This window comes from Stenotrophomonas aracearum (assembly GCF_031834615.1).
Taxonomy (GTDB): Bacteria; Pseudomonadota; Gammaproteobacteria; order Xanthomonadales; family Xanthomonadaceae; genus Stenotrophomonas; species Stenotrophomonas aracearum.
The window spans coordinates 4,019,824-4,038,394 of the sequence record NZ_CP115543.1 but is presented as its reverse complement, the minus strand read 5'-3'; the positions used below and the strand labels follow the sequence as shown (position 1 = coordinate 4,038,394).

The window sequence follows — 18,571 nt, the reverse complement described above, 5'->3', positions numbered from 1 at the left end:
TCAGTTCCGTAAAGGCGGAAGGGTGGAAACAAAGTGGAGCAGCTGTGCGGCCACGTCGTCGGTGTGGCCGAGGAACGGCGCGTGGCCGCCATGGGCGACCACATGCACGCTGGAACGCGGTGCCAGCGCCGCAGCGGCCTGCATGCCACGCGCCGACACCAGCCGGTCGCGCTGCCCGGCCAGCCACAGGCTGGGGACCGGCAGGCTGGGCAGGGCGCCGCGCAGGTCGGTGCCCTCGAGCAGGCGCAGGCCTTCCTGCAGGGCGTGCGGCGCGGGCTCGCCGCGCTCCACCAGCATCGCGCGCAGGCTGCGCAGCTCCTGGCGGGCGTGCTCGGAGCCCATCGCATCCAGTGCCAGGAAGCGCTCCAGCGTGCCGCGGTAGTCGGTGGCCAGATCCTGGCCGAACTGTTCGAACACGGACGGTTCCACTGCGTGCGGCCAGTCCTCGCCACGCACGAAGCGCGGCGTGGCCGCGATCATCGCCAAGCCGCGCACCTTGGGCACGGTGGCCGCGGCGTGCAGTGCGAACAGGCCGCCCAGCGACCAGCCGCACCACACGGCCGGCGGGGTGGCGGCGGCAATCGCGTTGACCACGAAAGGCAGGCGCAGCGGCGTGGCATCGTCGCGGCTGTGGCCATGCCCGGGCAGGTCCACCCGATGCAGCTCGAACTGTGCGGCCAGCCGCTCCACCAGCGGTGCGAACACGCCGCCATGCAGGGCCCAGCCGTGGATCAGCACCAGCGCCGGCCCGCTGCCGGTCACCTCGATCTGCATGCTCACCGGTACCGCCCGTGCATCACGCGCTCAGTGCATCCAGTGACTGCTGGCGCAGCACATGGTCGCGCGCGTGCGCGATCGCGTCGGTCAATGCGCGCACTTCCGGAACGGTGTGCAGCGCGGACAGGGTCACGCGCAGGCGTGCCTTGCCCTCGGGCACGGTCGGCGGACGGATCGCGCTGACCAGGAAACCGGCTGCTTCCAACTCGGCCGACAGCGCCATCACGGTCGACTCGGCGCCGCACAGCAGCGGCTGGATCGGCGTGTCCGACGGCATCAGTTCGAGCCCGTGCTGGCGTGCGCCGGCACGGAACACGCCGACCAGTTCGGCCAGCTTCTCGCGGCGCCAGTCGTCGCGGCGGGCCAGCTTCACCGCCGCCAGGGCGGCAGCGGCCTGCGCCGGCGGCACGGCGGTGGTGTAGATGTAGGGGCGTGCGGTTTCGGCCAAATGCTGGATCAGCGCGTCATCGCCGACCACCACCGCACCACTGCCACCCAGTGCCTTGCCGAGCGTCACCAGCTGCAGCGGCACGTCGGCCACGCCCAGCCCGGCCTCGGCCACGCAGCCCCGGCCATGCTCGCCAACCACGCCCACGCCGTGCGCGTCGTCGACATACAGCAGGGCCTGCTGCATGCGCGCCACCAGCGACAGCGAGCGCAGCGGCGCGATATCGCCGTCCATGCTGAAGACGCCGTCGGTGACCAGCATCGCCGCGCCTTCGGCCGCATGCTTGAGCTGGCGCAGCGCGCCTTCGGTGTCCAGGTGCGGGTAGCGGCGCAGGCGGCAACCGGCCAGCCGCGCGGCGTCGAGCAGGCTGGCGTGGTTGAGCCGGTCCTGCACGCACACGTCATCTTCTTCGGTCAGCAGCGCCTGCTGCACGGCCAGGTTGGCGGCGAAGCCGCTGCCGAACAGCAGCGCGCGCGGGTAGCCGAGCCAGTCGGCCACTTCCTGCTCCAGCGCCTCGTGCAGCGCATGGTGGCCGCAGATCAGGTGCGAGGCGGTGGCGCCGGCGCCTTCGCGCGCGGCAGCGTCCTGCAGCGCACTGACCACGCCGAACTGCTGGGACAGGCCCAGGTAGTCGTTGCTGCAGAAGCCAGTGAGCCACTGGCCATTGAGTTCCAGACGCACGCCATCCCGGCGGGTCACGGTGCGGCGCACGCGGATCCGGCCCTGCGCATCGCGAAGCTTGCGCTGGGACTGAATACGGTCGTGCAGGTCAGGACGGGCCATGGTCGTCATGTCTCATGGGCGGGCAGGGGAGCTAGCGTACCCGGTTGCCGGGCGTTGCGCTGCACCGCCCGGGGCGGGGCTCAGGCCGCTTGTCCGCAACCGCCGCCGCAGGTGATGTCGGCATGCACGGTGCCCGGGTGGTCATGCCCTTCCGCGTCGACCTGCACCGCCATCGGGCGCAGTCCCAACCGGCTGAACAGGGCAAGGTCGCGCTCGGTGTCCGGGTTGCCGGTGGTCAGCAGCTTCTCCCCGTAGAAGATGGAGTTGGCCCCGGCCAGGAAGCACAGCGCCTGCAGCTCGTCGCTCATCGTCTCGCGCCCTGCCGAGAGCCGCACCATTGCCTTGGGCATGGTGATGCGGGCCACTGCGATCATGCGCACGAACTCGAACGGGTCCAGCTCGGCGCTGCCGTGCAGCGGCGTGCCGGCCACCTGCACCAGCCGGTTGATCGGCACCGAATCGGGGTGGGCCGGCAGGTTGGCCAGCGCCAGCAGCAGCCCTGCGCGGTGCGCACGGGTCTCGCCCATGCCGACGATGCCGCCGCAGCAGGTCTTCAGCCCGGCCTGGCGCACGTGTTCCAGCGTATCGAGCCGGTCCTGGTACTTGCGGGTATGGATGATCGAGTCGTAGTAATCCGGCGCGGTGTCCAGGTTGTGGTTGTAGTAGTCCAGCCCGGCCTCGCGCAGCGCGGCTGCCTGCGGGCCGTCGAGCATGCCCAGGGTGGCGCAGGTTTCCAGCCCCAGCGCCTTCACCTCGCGGATCATCGCCGCCACCTTCGGAATGTCGCGGTCCTTGGGCGAACGCCAGGCCGCACCCATGCAGAACCGCGACGCGCCCGCCGCCTTGGCCTGGCGCGCCTTGGCGACCACCTCGTCGGTGGCCATCAGCTTCTGCGCGCTCACCCCGGTGTCATAGCGCTGCGCCTGCGGGCAGTACGCGCAGTCTTCCGGGCAGCCGCCGGTCTTCACCGAGAGCAGGGTGGACACCTGCACCTCGGCCGGATCGAACGCTTCCCGATGCACGCCTGCGGCCCGGTACAGCAGCTCCGGGAGGGGCAGCTCAAACAGCGCCAGCAGCTCCTCGGGGTGCCAGTCGTGGCGGATGACAGAAGCCATGGGAGTGTCCTGACAGATTGCGGAAGCGAGGGGCGGCAGTCTGGTGAGGTTGCACGAGACTGTCAACCATATGGATATCCGCAAAGTTTACGATGCCGTGTGGTGGCTGGGACATCAGGTCTTGCCGCTGCGGTGCCTGGTCTGCGCCGATCCGGGTAACGAGGGGCTGGACCTGTGCGCCGCCTGTTATGCCGAGCTGCCGTGGAACGACCATGCCTGCCCGCTGTGCGCGCTGCCTTTGCCGCCGGACGAGCCTGTAGCCGCCTGCGGGGCATGTCTGCGTCAGCCGCCACGGCAGATGGGCGCTGCGGCCACCTTCATCTATGCGCCGCCGATTGACCGACTGGTGCTGCGTTTCAAGTTCCATCAGGACCTGGCGGCGGGGCGGCTGTTGTCGCAGTTGATGCTGCAGGCAGTGCCGGAGTTCGCGTTGGACCCGCTGATGCCGATGCCGCTGCACCGGCGGCGGCTGCGCGAGCGCGGTTACGACCAGGCGCGGGAGCTGGCCCGGCCCCTGGCGCGTGAACTGGGCGTGCCGCTGTGGTCGGGGCTGTGCCGCAGCCGCGCCACGGTGGCGCAGTCGACGCTGGACGCGGAGGCCCGCCGCCAGAACCTGCGCGGGGCCTTCGCCGTAACGGCCACCCCGCCGTCCCGGCTGACCCTGGTCGATGATGTGATGACCACTGGCGCCACCCTGGACGCGGCCATGCGCGCACTGAAACGGTCCGGGATGGAGCAGGCCACGCTGTGGGTATGCGCCCGCGCGCCATGACGCCTTGTCGCGGCGCCCATGCAGGCCTAGCATCGCGCTTGACCTCCTTCACAGGAACACCGTCATGAGCCAGGCGTCGGATCTGCGCGGTACCTCGTTGTTGTCGTGGGTGGGCCGCAGCTGGTGGGTACTGCTGCTGTACGGGCTGGTGGCCATCGGCTTCGGCCTGATCGCGGTGATGCGTCCCCTGTCGGCGGCAGCCGGCCTGGCCTGGGCCATCGGGGTCATGGCCCTGATCGAAGGCCTGATCAGCCTGTTCGCGGTATTCGGCGGCAACAGCGGCGCGCCGCGCGGCTGGGCGCTGGTGTACGCAGTGGCGTCCGTCGGCTTCGGTGCACTGGCGGTGATCAATCCACTGGTGACCGCAAAGGTCCTGGTACTGCTGCTGGCGATCTGGCTGGTCATGGCCGGCGTGTACCGCATCGTCTACGCGATCCGGGTGCGCAAGCAGATCGAAGGCGAATGGCTGCTCATCCTCAGCGGCCTGCTGGCCATCGTGCTGGGCGGCATGATGTTCGCCAACCCGCTGGGCGGGGTGGCGGTAACCACGCTGTGGATCGGTATCGGCAGCCTGCTGTACGGCTTCCTGCAGATCGCCGTGGCGTTCCGGCTGCGGAAGCTTCGCTGAGGCTTCCGAAGCGCTCTTACCGGAACCGCGCCTCGATCTCTTCCAGCGTCTTGCCTTTGGTTTCCGGCAGCAGGAACGCGGCCACCAGGAAGTACAGCAACGTGCAGCCGGCCCAGAAGAAGAACATGCTGGCGTAGCCGTGGTGGCCTACCGTGGGCAGGAAGATCGCGGCGATCACGGTGGACACGAACTGGTTGATCAGCAGCGCGATGCTCATGCCGTTGGAACGGATCCGGGTGGGCATCAGCTCGGACAGTGCCAACCACACGCACACGCCCGGACCTACCGCGAAGAAGGCCACGAACAGCAGGATGCAGCCGGCGACCAGCCAGCCATGGGTCGGCGACGGTACCGGGCCGATCACCGCACGTTCGATCACCAGCGGCGCGCTTGCAGCGGCGGCCGGGTCCGGGAACGGATTGAGGTGGATACGGCGGAAGAACGCGCCGATCACACTGTCGGCCGAGACCGCGTCTTCGCGGCGGATCTGCAGGGTGGTATCGACCGGGTTGTCGCTGCGCAGCGAGCGCACGTTGCTGAAGCCACCATAGGAATAAGACACGGTGAGCTGCAGCGGCTGCCCCTCGGCGCTGCCGTCCAGGCGGCGCCACTGCGCGGCGTCCATCGGCAGCGCAAGGGAATCGCCGACCAGCTGCTGCTGCAGCGTGGCGTGCACGTCCAACCGGCCATGCTCGCTGCGCACGAACAGCAGCGCCGCGCACAGCAACGCCACGGTGATGCCGCCGGTACCCAGCATCAGCAGGAACTTGCGGCCCTTGCGGTCCACCAGCACCAACGCGACCACGGTCATCAGCGCATTGAGCAGCTTGATCGAAACGTCGGCCCAGTTGGCCACCGCTCCGGGCAGGCCGGCCTGGTGCAGGATGTTCACCGCATAGGCCAGCACCGAATTGATGCCGGTGGCCTGGGTGAAGGCCAGCACCAGGCAGGCCAGTATGAATGGCCACACGTAACGGCGGCTCAGGAGCGGGTCGCGCTCTGCGGGCGTGCCGTCGCTGGCGGGGGCGTCAGGCGCCTGCATGCGGGCCAGGGTGGCTTCCACCTCGGTCGGCGCCACGGTGCGCTGCAGTGCGCGGCGGGCTTTGTCGATGCGACCGCGGCGCACCAGCCAACGCGGCGATTCGCTGATCAGCAGCGCGCCGCCGGTGAACATTAGCCCCGGCAGCAGGCAGCTCCAGAAGATGGTGCGCCATGCATGGTCCTTCACCGCGAACAGCAGGCGCTGCTGCTCATCGCCGGGCAGGTGCGCCACGGCTGCCGTGGCCACGTCAACGCTGTGGGCGTGGTACAGGCCGATCACCGCCGCCAACACCAGGCCGATGGTGAGCAGCAGCTGGAACATGGCCGCACCGCGCCCGCGCCGCTCCGGGCTGAGGACTTCAGCCAGGTACAGCGGCACCACCACACCGATCAGGCCGCCGCTGATGCCCTGCAACAGCCGCCCCATCAACAGCGGTCCGTAGCCCTCCGAGAGCGCCATCACCGGAATGCTGGCGGTGAACAACAGCCCGGCCAGCACCATCGCCCCGCGCCGCCCGATCAGGTCGGCCACCGCGCCGGCAAACAATGATGAGAGCACGCTGCCCAGCAGTACCGCTGCCACAACGAAGCCCAGCTGCTGGGTGGTGAGATGCCAGCTGGCCGTAGCGGTGGCCTCGAGATAAGGCAGCGCGCCAGCGATGATGCCGATGTCGATGCCGTAGAGCAGGCCGCCCATGCCGCCAATGAACAGCAGATAGCGCACCGGCCAACGCGGTGCGTCGGCGACAGCGGGCACGGGCATGGCGGCGGAAGCGTCGTTCATGGTGCGGTCCTGTCTACGTTTTGAGCGCGCCGCAGCCGGCGCGGAGTGACTTAGTCGAGCGTGATGCGTTCGCCTTCCACCACGACCTGCTGCACGCGCAGGTCGCGGTCGAGCACCACCAGGTCCGCCCAGGCGCCAGGTTGCAGGCGACCCCGGTCTTCCAGCCCCAGATAGTCGGCCGGGAAGCGTGAAACACGGTCGGAGGCGTCATCCAGCGCCAGTCCCAGCGCAACCAGGTTGCGCAGCGCCTGGTCCATGGTCAGTGCGCTGCCGGCCAGCGAACCGCTTTCCAGGCGCACGCAGCCCAGGCACTTGTGCACCCGCTGCACGCCGAGCGCGTACTCGCCATCGGGCATGCCGGTGGCGGCGGTGGCGTCGGTCACGCAGTACAGGCGCGGGATCGCGCGCAATGCGGTGCGGATCGCGCCGGGGTGGACGTGTTGCAGGTCGGGGATGAGTTCGGCGTACTGCGCATGCGCCAGTGCCGCGGTGGCGATGCCGGGGTGGTAGTGGTCCACGCCGGTCATGCCGTTGAACAGATGGGTGAAGCCCGCTGCGCCGGCGTCCAGCGCCGCTACGCCCTCTTCATAACTGCCGGCGCTGTGACCCAGCTGCACGCGGATGCCCAGCGCACTCAAGGCGGGAATCAGCGCCAGGTGCTGGCCGATCTCCGGCGCCATGGTCAGCACCTTGATCGGTGCGATGGCGTGCAGCTGGCGCACGTCGTCCAGCGTGGCTTCCACCACCAGCGGCGGCTGCGCGCCCAGCCGTTCGGCGCTGATGAAGGGCCCTTCCAGATGCACGCCCAGCACGCGGGCGGTGCCCGGCGCGCGCTGCGTGATCGCACCTGCCAACCCCTGCAGCGCACGCACGATGTCGTCCGCCTCGGCGGTCATGGTCGTGCCCAGCAGGGCGGTGGTGCCATGCCGCGCATGCGCGCGCGCTACGGTCACCGCCGTGTCGCCGCCCTGCATGATGTCCACCCCAGCACCGCCATGCACATGCAGGTCGATGAAGCCCGGCAGGATGTACGGCACCTCGTTGTCGCCACGCGGGTCGGCGTGCTCGCTGCGGATCGCAACGATGCGCTGGTCGAAGTGGATGTCGCCACGCACCCACCCGGACGGGGTCAGTACGCGGCCATGCAGGAAGGCGGCAGGGTTCACGGCGGGGACTCGGCGATGATCACTTCGATGCCCAGCTTCTGCAGCCCGTCCAGGTAGTCCGGGTCGATGCTGGCGTCGGTGATGATGGTGTGGACCTGGTCGAGGCGGGCGATGCGGTGCAGGCTGACGTGGCCGAACTTGGACGCGTCGGTCAGCACCACCACGCGGCGCGCGCGCTCCACCATGCGGTGGTTGAGGCGGGCTTCGGCTTCGTGGTGGGTGGTGAGCCCGAACTGCAGGTCCAGGCCATCCACGCCCAGGAACAGGGTGTCGAAACTGTAGGTGTTGAGGCTGGCCTCGGCTTGGCTGCCCTGCAGCGACAGCGATTGCTTGCGCAGCAGGCCGCCGGTGAGCAGCAGTTCCACGCCCGGTGCATTGGCCAGTTCCCAGGCGATGTTGAGCCCGTTGGTCATCACTGTCACGTCCTGGTGTTCGCGCAGGTGGCGGGCCAGGGTCATGGTGGTGGACCCGGAGTCGATGATGATGTTGTCGCCGGCCCGCACCAGCCGCGCGGCATGCGCGCCGATGCTGTCCTTCAGCGGCAGGTTCAGCGCGTCCTTCTGGTGGATGTCCTGTTCCAGCGGCGGCTTGCGCACCAGCGTGGCACCGCCGTGGGTGCGCGTGGCCAGGCCCTGCGACTCGATGTGGGTCAGGTCGGCACGGATGGTCACGGCCGACACGCCGAAACGGTCCACCAGTTCACTGACCTGCACGTTGCCGTGGTCGACCAGCAACTGCAGGATCTGCTGGCGGCGCTGCCGTGTGTTTCGCATGAAGGCGATTCCGTTCGGAAGGAAAGCCGAAGCTTACCGTTCCGAAACCTCCGTGGCAGAAAAACTTTCGTTGACGCACACTCGCGCGTACTCGGCCAAGCGCAGCCCCACCTTGTGGCGGATCAGCGCCAGCGGCTCGACGGCCAGCACGCCGGCCTGCACCGCACGGGTCTGCTCCGGCAGGAACTGGCTGAGCAGCATCAGCGGCGGTGGCACCCGGGTCAGGTTGTCGACCAGCGTGGCCAACGCCGCCTGCACTTCCGGCTCACCCCAGTAGTAGCGGCTGCGGTCGCTCAGCGAGTACGCACGCAGCAGGCGCTGTTCGTGCGCGCTGCCGGTGTAATAGCTGGCCCAGCTGCCGGGCTTGTCCAGCATGCAGCGCTCCAGCACGTCGATCAGCTGCGAGGCCTCGGCGGCGGGCAGCAGTTCGCGTTCGATCATCGCCAGCGCGAACACCGCTTCGCGGAACGCATACGTCGCGGCCGGACCGACCTTGAGGATGGCGAAATGGTCGCGCACCAGCGCGTGCAGGCCCGCTTCGGTCTGGTAGTCGGTGGAGTGCGCCTCGAACACGATGCGCGGCTGGGTTTCCACGAACGCGGAGAGCGCCTGCGCGGCGGCCGGGTCGTAGTAGTGCACGCTGCTGTGGTCAAAATCCACGCCGGGTTGCACCACCATCGCGATCACCCGTTCCCATGCCGGCAGCAGGTCCGGTGCAGAGAAGGCTTCGCGATGGATCGCCAGCGTGAGCGCGGCGGCCGTCGGCGTGGTTACCGCCAGCCCGCCTTCCAGCGAGGCCTCGCCGCCCGGCACCGGCACTTCGGTGCCGATCACATACACCGGTGGCGGCAGGCCGTTCTCGGCAGCGGTACGCTCGGCGATGCGCGCCAGCTCCGCCGAACGCGCCGCGACGATGGCGTCGGGCAGCGGGGTCGGATCGTCGGCGCAGGACATGCTGCAGTCCAGGTGGATCTTGTGGAAGCCGGCCGCCACGTACGCAGCGATCAGCGTGCGCGCGTTGGCCATCGCCACGTCGGCAGGCCCCTTCTGCCAGGCATTCGGACCGAGGTGGTCGCCGCCCAGGATGAGCCGCTCCACCGGGAAATCGTGGTTGCGTGCCAGCCTCAGTACGTAGTCGCGGTACTGCGGCGGGGTCATGCCGGTATAGCCGCCGAACTGGTCCACCTGGTTGGAGGTGGCTTCGACAAGCAGCACCGTGTCGTACGTACGCGCCACGTCCATGGCCGCCAGCAGCACCTGCTCGTTGCTGCAGCACACGCTGTACAGGCCAACAGGCTGGCCCTGGCGATGGGCAGCGATCAACGATTGAACGGCAGACATGGCAGCACTCCTGGCGCAGCAGAATGGGGGAAGGGATTCAGGGCGCGCCGTGCAGCTGGCGGGCCAGCAACGCCGCGCCGCGTGCACCGCCGGCATCGCCGAACACCGGCGGCAGGATCGGCGGCACGCGCACGCCATTGAACAGGTAGGGCGCGATGGCCGCAGGCAGGTCGCGGTACAGCTGTTCCAGCTTGGAAAGGCCGCCGCCCAGCACGATCACGTGCGGGTCCAGCGCCAGGATCAGGCTGGCGAAGCTGTAGCCGAGCAGGTCGCGATGGATCGCCAGTGCGCGCAGCGCGATCGGGTCGCCGGCGTGCGCCAGCTCGACCACCGTAGTGGCGTCGCGGGCCTGGCCGCCGTGGCGTTCGTGGATCATGGCCAGGCCGCTGCCGGACACGTAGCGCTCCAGGCAGCCGCGCAGGCCGCAACCGCAGTCCAGCAGTGGCAGGTCGTGGCGCAGCTGCAGGGTGGCGGGCAGGCTCCAGTGACCCCACTCGCCGGCGATGCCGTTGTTGCCAGCCACCAGCTGGCCGTGCAGGCAGTAGCCGCCGCCGGCACCGGTGCCCAGGATGACGCCGAACATGCTGGGGTAACCGGCCGCGGCACCGTCATGCGCCTCGGACAGCGCAAAGCACTGCAGGTCGTTGCCCAGCGCGAGCCGGCGTTGCAGCCGCGCTTCCAGATCGTGCCCGACGGTACGCCCGCTCAGGGCCGGTACGTTGGCGCTGAGCTGCACACCGCTGTCGCGGTCGCGCACGCCGGGCAGTCCGATGCCCACTGCACTGGCGCGCGTTCCGAGCGCAGCGTCGGCATCGTCCACCAGCTGGCCGATGGTTTCGACGAACGCGGCGTAGTCGTGGGTGGGGGTGGCCACGCGCTGGCGGTGGTGCACCTTCAGTCCGGCATCGCACGCCACTAGTTCGATCTTGGTGCCACCGATGTCGATGCCATACCAGCGCTGCAGGGGCGTATCGGACTCAGCCATGGTCGTGGATGGTCACGCCCTGCACCACGCGATTGACCGTGCCGTCGGGGAAGGGGTTGTCGGGGGTCAGGCCCAGCGCGGCCGAACGCTGCAGCGCGAAGCACTGCGCCATCACCAGCCAGAGCGGGGCGAGCCAGGTGTCGGGCAGGGCGGGCACGTCGAGCACGAAGTCGCCTTCGGCGCTGTCCGCGCCGGCCGGGCCGACCGAGATCACCCGCGCGGCGATGCCATCACGACGCAGCTCTTCCAGCAGGTCCTGCTCATAGCGGCGTGCCAGCGGCTGCGCGCTGCGCAGCATCACCACCAGCGTGGTGCCGTTGAGCGTGGATTTGGGGCCGTGGCGGAAGCCCAGCGGCGTGTTGGCCAGTGCGAGCACGCGGCCGGCGGTGAGCTCCAGTACCTTCAACGCGGCTTCGCGTGCGGTAGCCTCCAGCGGTCCGCTGCCCAGATAGATCACCCGCGAGATGTCACCTTGCGCAAGCGCAGCGACCGGCGCGTCCCAGGCCTGCACGGCCTGTTCGCCACACTGTGCGAGGTTGCGCAGGCGCGCGGTGCGTTCGGCCCACGGAGCACGCTCGAACACGCTCAGGGCGGCCAGCAGCATGCAGCTCAGGCTGCTGGTCATGGCGAACGCGCGGTCGCAGCTGGCCGGCGGCATCAGCAGAGACAGCGTGTCGCTGCGACCCTGGCCGCGCTGCGCCAGCGCGCCATCGGCATTGCAGGTGATGTCCAGGAAGCGCGCCTCGTCCACCTGCGCACGCACCAGTTCCACTGCTGCCACGCTCTCCGGGCTGGAACCGCTGCGCCCGAACGACACCAGCAGGGTCGGGCGGTCGCGCTGCAGGTACAGCGCCGGGTGGGTCAGCAGGCTGGTGGTGTGGAGGGCGCGCATGTCGGCCGGCCATTGCGCGTTGATCTGGTCGGCCACCATCTCGGCAATGAAGCCCGAGCTTCCGGCGCCGGTGAAGATCACCCGCTGGTTGGGATCGTTCAGGGCGTCGCCCAGGAAGGCGTCGATTCGTTCGCGCGCGCCGTCGATCACCGCAGCCAGGTTCGACCACAGGGCCGGTTGCTGCGCGATCTCTTCAGCGGTGTGCGCGCCACCAAGGCGCTGCCAGGCGGGCAAATCAGGGAGCAGGGTGACGTCCATTCGCGATTCCTGTTGGGCAGGCAAACAATCTTCGTTTTCTTTCGAAATGTCAAATAACGAAAGATATAAATAAGATTGGTCGGTCACAGTTTGCAATCGCAATTTTCCGCACGGCGCAATCGGAATCGTGTGCGCCTCGACGCCTCAAGGGAAAATCCGCGCATTCAGGTGGCAGAAAGCAAGTGGTGCTTTGCATCAACTTTCGTTTCAAACAAATTCCTAAGCTTTTTTCTTTGCAATTTATTGACATCTTTCGACAGCCTGCCCCATAGTCGGCCGCACTGGTTTCGGACACCCGCCAACTGCGGGCTTTGGGGGCGAAGTGGTTACCCGTTGTCGACGCACCGTACTGGCCATCGCGCTGCTTTCGTCCCTGTCGCTGGCGGCCCTGCCTGCGATGGCCGCGCCGCTGGGCAATCTCGCCACGGTGCAGGCTGCGCCTGGCAGCGAGACCACCGCCTGGAACCTCAGCACCGACAATGGCATGACCGTGCGCGTGGACCTGCTGCGCACCGATCTGCTGCGCGTGCAGGCCAGCCGCACCGGCACGTTGCAACCGGCGGGCGACAAGGCTGCGCCGATTGTGTTGCCGCAGCCTGCCAGCGCCGTGCCGTTCACGCTTGAAGAAGACGCCGCCGAGGTGCGCATCCGCACCGACGCGCTGGTACTGCACATCCAGCGAAAGCCACTGCGGCTTGCACTGGACCGCCGCGAGGGCGGCAAGGACGTGGCGCTGTGGCGCGAACTGCAACCGCTGGACCTGGACACCGCACAGAGCGTGCAGGTGCTCAGCAGCCAGCCGGACGAGCAGTTCGTCGGCGGCGGCCAGCAGAACGGCCGGTTCGCCTTCAAGGGGCGCGAACTGGAGGTGTCCTATTCCGGCGGCTGGGAAGAGGGCGACCGCCCCAACCCCGCGCCAATGCTGCTCAGCTCGCGTGGCTGGGGCATGCTGCGCAACACCTGGAGCGATGGCAGCTACGACCTGCGCCAGGCCGACCAGGCCACGCTGCTGCATCGCGAAGACCGCTTCGATGCCTATTACTTCGTCGGCGACGGTCTGCCCGCGCTGCTGGATCGCTACACCGCGCTGACCGGCCGCGCCGCGTTGCTGCCGCGCTGGGCGTTCTCGTATGGCGACGCCGACTGCTACAACGACGGCGACAACATCAAGAAGCCCGGCAGCGTGCCCGAAGGCTGGAGCGATGGCCCCACCGGCACCACCCCGGACGTGGTCGACAGCGTGGCGAAGCAGTACCGCGCGCACGACATGCCTGGTGGCTGGATCCTGCCCAACGACGGCTACGGCTGCGGCTACAAGGGCCTTCCGGAGACCGTGAAGGGCCTGGCCGGCTACGGTTTCAAGACCGGGCTGTGGACCGAGAACGGCGTGGACAAGATCGCCTGGGAAGTGGGCACCGCCGGTACCCGCGTGCAGAAGCTGGACGTGGCCTGGACCGGCAAGGGCTACCAGTTCGCGATGGACGCCAACCAATCCGCGTTCAACGGCATCCTGCACAACTCCGACTCGCGCCCGTTCCTGTGGACGGTGATGGGCTGGGCCGGCATCCAGCGTTACGCGGTGGCCTGGACCGGCGACCAGAGCAGCAGCTGGGACTACATCCGCTGGCACATTCCCACCTTGGTCGGTTCCGGGCTGTCCGGCATGGCCTACGCCAGCGGCGACGTGGATGCGATTTTCGGCGGCAGCGCCGAAACCTTCACCCGCGACCTGCAGTGGAAGGCGTTCACTCCCGTGCTGATGGGCATGTCCGGCTGGTCGGGCAGTGCGCGCAAGCACCCGTGGTGGTACGACGAACCCTACCGCAGCATCAACCGCGACTACCTCAAGCTCAAGATGCGCATGACCCCGTACATGTACGGGCTGGCGCATGAGGCGGCCACCACCGGCGCACCGATCCTGCGCGCGCTGATGTGGGACTACCCGCAGGATCCGAATGCGTGGGACGAAACGTTCAAGTACCAGTTCCTGCTCGGCCGCGACCTGCTGGTGGCGCCGGTGTACCGCAGCCAGGCCGCCAGCCGTGGTTGGCGCCGCGACATCCATCTGCCGCAGGGCCGCTGGATCGACTACTGGGACGGTCGAGAACTTCAGGTGGGGGCGGAAGGCCGCACCCTGGATCGTCCGGTGGAACTGGCCACGATTCCCCTGTTCGTGCGCGCCGGTGCGATCGTGCCGATGTACCCGGAGATGCTGTTCGACGGCGAGAAGCCGCTCGACGAAGTCACCTTCGACCTGTACCCACAGGGCAGCTCGCAGTACACGCTGTACGAAGACGACGGCAACACCCGCCGCTATGAGAAGGGCGAGTCCAGCCAGCAGCAGGTGCGCATGCAGGCACCGGCGCAGGGCAGCGGTCCGGTGCAGGTCAGCATCGACGGCGTACGCGGCCAGTACCAGGGCCAGCTGGCGCAGCGCCGCTATGCGCTGCGCGTGCTGAGCCGGCAGCGCCCGACGGCGGTGGCCCTCGACGGCCGCGCCCTGCCAATGCTGGCCGACGCTGCCGCGTGGAACGGGGCCAGCGAAGGCTGGTACTACGACGCTGCCGAGCGCAAGGGCACCGTGCATGTGCGCACCGCTGCGGTGGACATCCGCACGCCGCTGGCCTTCCAGCTCGACATCCCGCAGGCCACGGCGCCTGTCGACGACGCCTTCCCCGCCGCGCCGGTGCTGGGCCGCGCGCTGCCCGCCGACAGCCTGCTGGTGGTCAACCGCCCGGCCGAAGAGCGCGGCTATGAACTGGAGAAAGCCTTCGACGACGACCCGGCCACCTGGTTCCGCACCGTGCGCAACCAGGCCGTGCGCACCGGCGCCCACGAATGGGTGATCGGGTTCGGCGAACGCCGACTGGTCGATGGCATCGTGCTGGCGCCGCGCAACGACCAGCACTGGAAGAGTGGCCAGGTCCGCGACTACGAGATCTACCTGGCCGACACCAACGGCGAATGGGGCGAGCCGATCAAGCGTGGCCGCCTGGCACTCAAGCAGGACAAGCAGCAGATCGACTTCCCCGCGCACGCTGGCCGCCTGCTGCGCTTCCGCGTGCTCAGCGTGCAGAACCCGGAAGGCGACGGCGCCGCCGGAAGCGATCCGATGGTCACCGCCGCGCAGGGCAGCGTCGCCCGCGCGGTGGACGCCCTGCAGCCGCGCGACGTCGGGCCGATCACGCTCAGTACGTTCCAGATCCTGGAGCACCAGGTACCCGAGCGTCCGGCGCAGCAGCGCTACCTCTCCGAGCTGGCGCTGCCCGCCGCCGCGACCGCACAGGTGCGCGCCGACCTCGCCTTCCAGGGCGGCCAGCCGATGCGCATGAACGGCCTGCTGTTCCGCCGTGGACTGGGCGTGGGTCCGGCCAGCCGCATCGACCTGCAGTTGCAGGGCCAGTGGCGCCTGCTGCGTGCCGACCTCGGTATCGATGACGCCTGCCGCACCGCTGGTGGCATGCAGTTCCAGGTCTGGGGCGATGGCCGGCTGCTGTACGACAGCGGCCTGGTCAAGGCGCCGGGCGTGGTCAAACCCGAACTCGACATCCGCGGGCTGCAGACCCTCAGCCTGCGCACCCTGGGCGCACAAGGCACGCAGCCTACCCAGGTATGCGGCAACTGGGCCAACGCCGCACTGATCGGACAGGAGGGCGATACCGCCAGCATCGTATCGCCGTAACCCACCGCACCACGCTTCATACCACCTCACCCCACGGTTTCCCGACTTCGGCCCTCTGGCCGTGGTGCGGGGAACTGTTGCCCGAAACAAACCCACCCTGGCAGCCCCACGCTGCGGAATGTACAAGGAGCCAACGATGTTGAACGCACGCCATCGCCGCATCCCCGCCACACCCTTGTCCGTCGCGCTGGGCCTTGCCCTGGCTGTGAGCGGTCCCGCGTTCGCGCAGGACGACGACACCGCCACCGACGCCAAGTCAAAAGCCAACGCTACCGAACTCGCGCGCGTGCAGGTCACCGGCTCCAACATCCGCCGCAGCGACGTGGAAACGTCCTCGCCGGTGCAGGTGATCAGCAAGCAGGACATCGAGAACATGGGGGCGCGCACGCTGCTGCAGGTGCTCGACAACCTGCCGGCTGCGCGGCCCGGCCAGCAGGATTCGCGTTCGCTGTTCACCGGCTCCGACGGCGCCTCGCAGGCCAACCTGCGCGGCCTGGGCGCGCAGGGCACGCTGGTGCTGCTCAACGGTCGCCGCCTCTCGTACTACGGCGCGCCCGCCGGGTTCCAGACCCAGTTCGTCAACATCGACGCCATTCCCGCTGCCGCCATCGAACGCATGGAAGTGCTGACCGATGGCGCCTCGGCCGTGTACGGTACCGACGCGGTCGCCGGCGTGATCAACGTGATCACCAAGCAGAGCTACCAGGGCGCGGAGGTCAACATCACCGCCGACCGTTCCTCGCGCATCGACTCCTACGGCGAGCAGCAGGGCAGCATCACCGCCGGCTTCGGCGACCTCGACGAGGACCGCTACAACATCTACGCCTCGGTCAACCTGTACCGGCGCAACGCGATTCCGCTCAGCGACTTCTACGACAAGCGGCCCAGCCAGTATTACGTCAACAACCCGAACTACATCACCAACCTGCGCCTGGGCACCGGCAGCAAGCCGGGCGTGTTCAACCCGGGTAGCTACTTTGCCTTCGATCCGACCACCAACGCGCTGGTGCGTGAAGCGGCACCGGGCTGCAACAACGTCCTGTCCGACGCGGCAGGCACGCGCTGCATCTGGGAAACGTGGATGAACCGCGAGATCGACGCCGGTGCCAAGACCGAGCGCGCCACCGCGTACATCAGCTCGCACTTCCTGATTGGCGACACCACCGAGGCCTTCGCCGAAGTCACCTACACCGACATCGATCTGACCGCCAACGGCGGTACGCCCTCGGCCTACAACACCACCACCGGCAATCCGTCGAGCTGGTACTCGCGCAACACCGGCAACGTGGTCAATCAGTTCCTCACCCCCTATCTGGGGCCGAACAACGTCTACAACCTCGCCAGCCCAGAGCTGAAGGCCCTGATGGGTGGCGTAGTGGGCTTGAACTACCTGATGCAGGACGTGGGCGCCAACCACTTCGGCCAGCGCAACACCGACCAGAGTTACCGTGTACTGGCCGGCCTGCGCGGCAGTCTGGGCGAAGACTGGAACTGGGAGACCGCGTTCGCCACCGCCGGTACGCACTCGGTGACCTACCAGACGGTCAACGTGAATTTGGACGGCTTCGAGCGCGCCTTCGGCCCGTACACCATCGACCCCGGTACCGGGCGGGTGATCATCTCCGACAATCCGGCCTACCAGTTTGGCGTGATCAGTGAAGCCAACGCCCAGCTGATCCGCGAGGCGTACCCGACCTTCGACATCCAGTCCTGGACCCGCCTGCATACGCTGGACGGCAAGATCGAAGGCCCGTTGTTCAGCATGCCGGCCGGTGACGTGCGCGCGGCCTTCGGCTTCAACGCCACCCGCGAAACCTTCTACACCCCCGGCAACGAAGACGCGGCCAACGGCCTGATCACCCAGCAGGGCGGCTCGTGGTTCGACGGCAAGCGCAACACCTACGCGCTGTTCGCCGAAGCGGTGGCGCCGCTGACCGACAAGCTGGAACTCGACGCGGCACTGCGCGTGGACAAGTATCCCAACTTCAGCGCCAACCTCGCCCCGAAGATCGGCCTGAAGTACCAGGTGCTGCCACAGCTGCTGCTGCGCGGTACCTACTCCGAAGGCTTCCGCGCCCCGAGCCTGGCCGAGGCCGGCACCGGCGGCGTGTTCGCACAGCTGGGCGGTTTCGAGGACGACATCCGTTGCGATGAAACCAACGCCATCGCCAACCTGCTGCGCCAGTCCAACCGCCCCGGCGACGTCGACCTGGGCAACTCGCTGCTCAACAGCGACTGCAGCCGTACCGTGGCGCGCATGACCCAGCCCAACCAGGACCTGAAGCCGGAGAAGGCGAAGATCTCCACGCTCGGCTTCGTCTACGAGCCGGCCAGCTGGATGTCGATCTCCGCCGACTACTGGTTCATCTATCGCCGCAACGAGATTGCCGCGCCGGACTACAGCAAGGAGCAGGACATCCTTTCGATGACCCGCAACCCGATCAGCGACAATGACCGCGCGAACGAGGCCGCGCTGGCCCAGATGTGTGCCGATCCGGCCAGCGGCGTCAGCTGCCCCGGCGCACTGCCGGGCTACAGCGTGGGTAACGTGGCGGCGGTGGTGGGCCAGTACAAGAACCAGGGCCGCACCCTGGTGGACGGTTTCGATATCGACGCGCGCAGCCGCTTCTCGCTGGGCGATTGGGGTTCGTTGAACGTCGGCATGGCGGCCACCATCGCACGCCGCAAGGAGGCCTACATCAACGATGAAGATCGCTGGTACTACGGCAATACCATCGGCTACTACGGCAACCCGCGCCTGCGCGCCACGCTGAACGCCGACTGGAACTACAAGCAGGTCACCACCAGCTTCTTCATCAACTACGTGGGCACCACCAAGTGGGCGTGGGACCGCGTGGATGCCGAAGACAACAACCCGGAAACCTGTACCGCCGGCTCGCTGCCGGTGAACCCGGCCCAGTGCGACGGCGTGCCGTCGTGGTGGACCGCCAACCTCAGCGTGGGCTGGCGCCCGGACGACCATTGGAGCCTGGGCTTCACGGTCAAGAACCTGTTCAACCGTCTGCCGTTCTACGACCCGAACAGCTTCCTGGGTGACTCCAGTGACTATGCCAGCATCTTCGGCCGCAGCTACAGTCTGCAGGTCGGCTACAAATTCTGATTGTT

13 protein-coding genes are annotated in these 18,571 nt (G+C 68.3%); 4 read left to right on the top strand and 9 right to left on the bottom strand.

What is annotated here, in order from left to right:
* The 3 genes from bioH to bioB all read right to left on the bottom strand — a co-directional run bounded on the left by bioH (window position 1) and on the right by bioB (window position 3,123).
* Window positions 1-774 (bottom strand): pimeloyl-ACP methyl ester esterase BioH, encoded by a 774-nt coding sequence (gene bioH, locus PDM28_RS18090; RefSeq protein ID WP_311184731.1) that lies wholly within the window; start codon window positions 772-774, stop codon window positions 1-3.
* Window positions 775-796: 22 nt separating this feature from the next.
* Window positions 797-2,008: an 8-amino-7-oxononanoate synthase gene (bioF, locus tag PDM28_RS18085; RefSeq protein WP_311183103.1), complete on the bottom strand. Its 1,212-nt coding sequence runs from the start codon at window positions 2,006-2,008 to the stop codon at window positions 797-799.
* An 80-nt stretch (window positions 2,009-2,088) separates the two neighbouring features.
* Window positions 2,089-3,123 (bottom strand): biotin synthase BioB, encoded by a 1,035-nt coding sequence (gene bioB, locus PDM28_RS18080; RefSeq protein ID WP_311183102.1) that lies wholly within the window; start codon window positions 3,121-3,123, stop codon window positions 2,089-2,091.
* Between the two features lie 70 nt (window positions 3,124-3,193).
* Between bioB and PDM28_RS18075 the strand changes: the two genes are divergently transcribed.
* On the top strand, window positions 3,194-3,895 hold the full coding sequence (locus tag PDM28_RS18075; protein WP_311183101.1) for a ComFC family protein: 702 nt from the start codon (window positions 3,194-3,196) through the stop codon (window positions 3,893-3,895).
* Between the two features lie 64 nt (window positions 3,896-3,959).
* A complete protein-coding gene (locus PDM28_RS18070) occupies window positions 3,960-4,523 on the top strand; it encodes an HdeD family acid-resistance protein (protein WP_311183100.1) in 564 nt (187 codons plus the stop codon).
* Between the two features lie 16 nt (window positions 4,524-4,539).
* On the opposite strand, the gene PDM28_RS18065 is transcribed toward PDM28_RS18070, so the two are convergent.
* From PDM28_RS18065 to PDM28_RS18040, 6 genes are read right to left on the bottom strand one after another with little or no spacing between them, the layout of a single operon-like run.
* Window positions 4,540-6,348 carry an MFS transporter gene (locus PDM28_RS18065; protein WP_311183099.1) on the bottom strand — a complete coding sequence of 603 codons (1,809 nt, stop codon included), beginning with the start codon at window positions 6,346-6,348 and terminating at the stop codon, window positions 4,540-4,542.
* Between the two features lie 50 nt (window positions 6,349-6,398).
* The gene (nagA, locus tag PDM28_RS18060) at window positions 6,399-7,514 is read right to left on the bottom strand and encodes an N-acetylglucosamine-6-phosphate deacetylase (RefSeq protein WP_311183097.1); all 1,116 of its coding nucleotides are present in this window, start codon (window positions 7,512-7,514) and stop codon (window positions 6,399-6,401) included.
* Complete coding sequence (locus tag PDM28_RS18055; protein WP_102946284.1) at window positions 7,511-8,287, bottom strand: DeoR family transcriptional regulator; 777 nt, start codon at window positions 8,285-8,287, stop codon at window positions 7,511-7,513. Before PDM28_RS18055 ends, nagA begins: the two co-directional genes overlap by 4 nt.
* Before the next feature lie 33 nt (window positions 8,288-8,320).
* A complete protein-coding gene (locus tag PDM28_RS18050; protein WP_311183096.1) occupies window positions 8,321-9,628 on the bottom strand; it encodes a D-tagatose-bisphosphate aldolase, class II, non-catalytic subunit in 1,308 nt (435 codons plus the stop codon).
* Between the two features lie 37 nt (window positions 9,629-9,665).
* On the bottom strand, window positions 9,666-10,613 hold the full coding sequence (locus tag PDM28_RS18045; protein WP_311183095.1) for an ROK family protein: 948 nt from the start codon (window positions 10,611-10,613) through the stop codon (window positions 9,666-9,668).
* A complete protein-coding gene (locus tag PDM28_RS18040; RefSeq protein ID WP_311183094.1) occupies window positions 10,606-11,763 on the bottom strand; it encodes an SIS domain-containing protein in 1,158 nt (385 codons plus the stop codon). The genes PDM28_RS18045 and PDM28_RS18040 overlap by 8 nt, the downstream gene beginning before the upstream one ends.
* Before the next feature lie 397 nt (window positions 11,764-12,160).
* On the opposite strand from PDM28_RS18040, the gene PDM28_RS18035 reads away from it, so the two are divergent.
* On the top strand, window positions 12,161-15,445 hold the full coding sequence (locus tag PDM28_RS18035) for a TIM-barrel domain-containing protein (RefSeq protein ID WP_425507679.1): 3,285 nt from the start codon (window positions 12,161-12,163) through the stop codon (window positions 15,443-15,445).
* Between the two features lie 136 nt (window positions 15,446-15,581).
* Window positions 15,582-18,566: a TonB-dependent receptor domain-containing protein gene (locus tag PDM28_RS18030; protein WP_311183092.1), complete on the top strand. Its 2,985-nt coding sequence runs from the start codon at window positions 15,582-15,584 to the stop codon at window positions 18,564-18,566.
* The last annotated feature ends 5 nt before the right edge of the window (window positions 18,567-18,571 follow it).

Coding starts and splice junctions, on each gene's coding strand:
- PDM28_RS18030 (WP_311183092.1), top strand. CDS start 15,582: ATGTTGAACGCACGCCATCGCCGCATCCCCGCCACACCCTTGTCCGTC.
- bioF (WP_311183103.1), bottom strand. CDS start 2,008: ATGGCCCGTCCTGACCTGCACGACCGTATTCAGTCCCAGCGCAAGCTT.
- PDM28_RS18065 (WP_311183099.1), bottom strand. CDS start 6,348: ATGAACGACGCTTCCGCCGCCATGCCCGTGCCCGCTGTCGCCGACGCA.
- PDM28_RS18050 (WP_311183096.1), bottom strand. CDS start 9,628: ATGTCTGCCGTTCAATCGTTGATCGCTGCCCATCGCCAGGGCCAGCCT.
- PDM28_RS18045 (WP_311183095.1), bottom strand. CDS start 10,613: ATGGCTGAGTCCGATACGCCCCTGCAGCGCTGGTATGGCATCGACATC.
- PDM28_RS18035 (WP_425507679.1), top strand. CDS start 12,161: ATGGCCGCGCCGCTGGGCAATCTCGCCACGGTGCAGGCTGCGCCTGGC.
- bioB (WP_311183102.1), bottom strand. CDS start 3,123: ATGGCTTCTGTCATCCGCCACGACTGGCACCCCGAGGAGCTGCTGGCG.
- PDM28_RS18055 (WP_102946284.1), bottom strand. CDS start 8,287: ATGCGAAACACACGGCAGCGCCGCCAGCAGATCCTGCAGTTGCTGGTC.
- PDM28_RS18040 (WP_311183094.1), bottom strand. CDS start 11,763: ATGGACGTCACCCTGCTCCCTGATTTGCCCGCCTGGCAGCGCCTTGGT.
- PDM28_RS18075 (WP_311183101.1), top strand. CDS start 3,194: ATGGATATCCGCAAAGTTTACGATGCCGTGTGGTGGCTGGGACATCAG.
- PDM28_RS18070 (WP_311183100.1), top strand. CDS start 3,960: ATGAGCCAGGCGTCGGATCTGCGCGGTACCTCGTTGTTGTCGTGGGTG.
- bioH (WP_311184731.1), bottom strand. CDS start 774: ATGCAGATCGAGGTGACCGGCAGCGGGCCGGCGCTGGTGCTGATCCAC.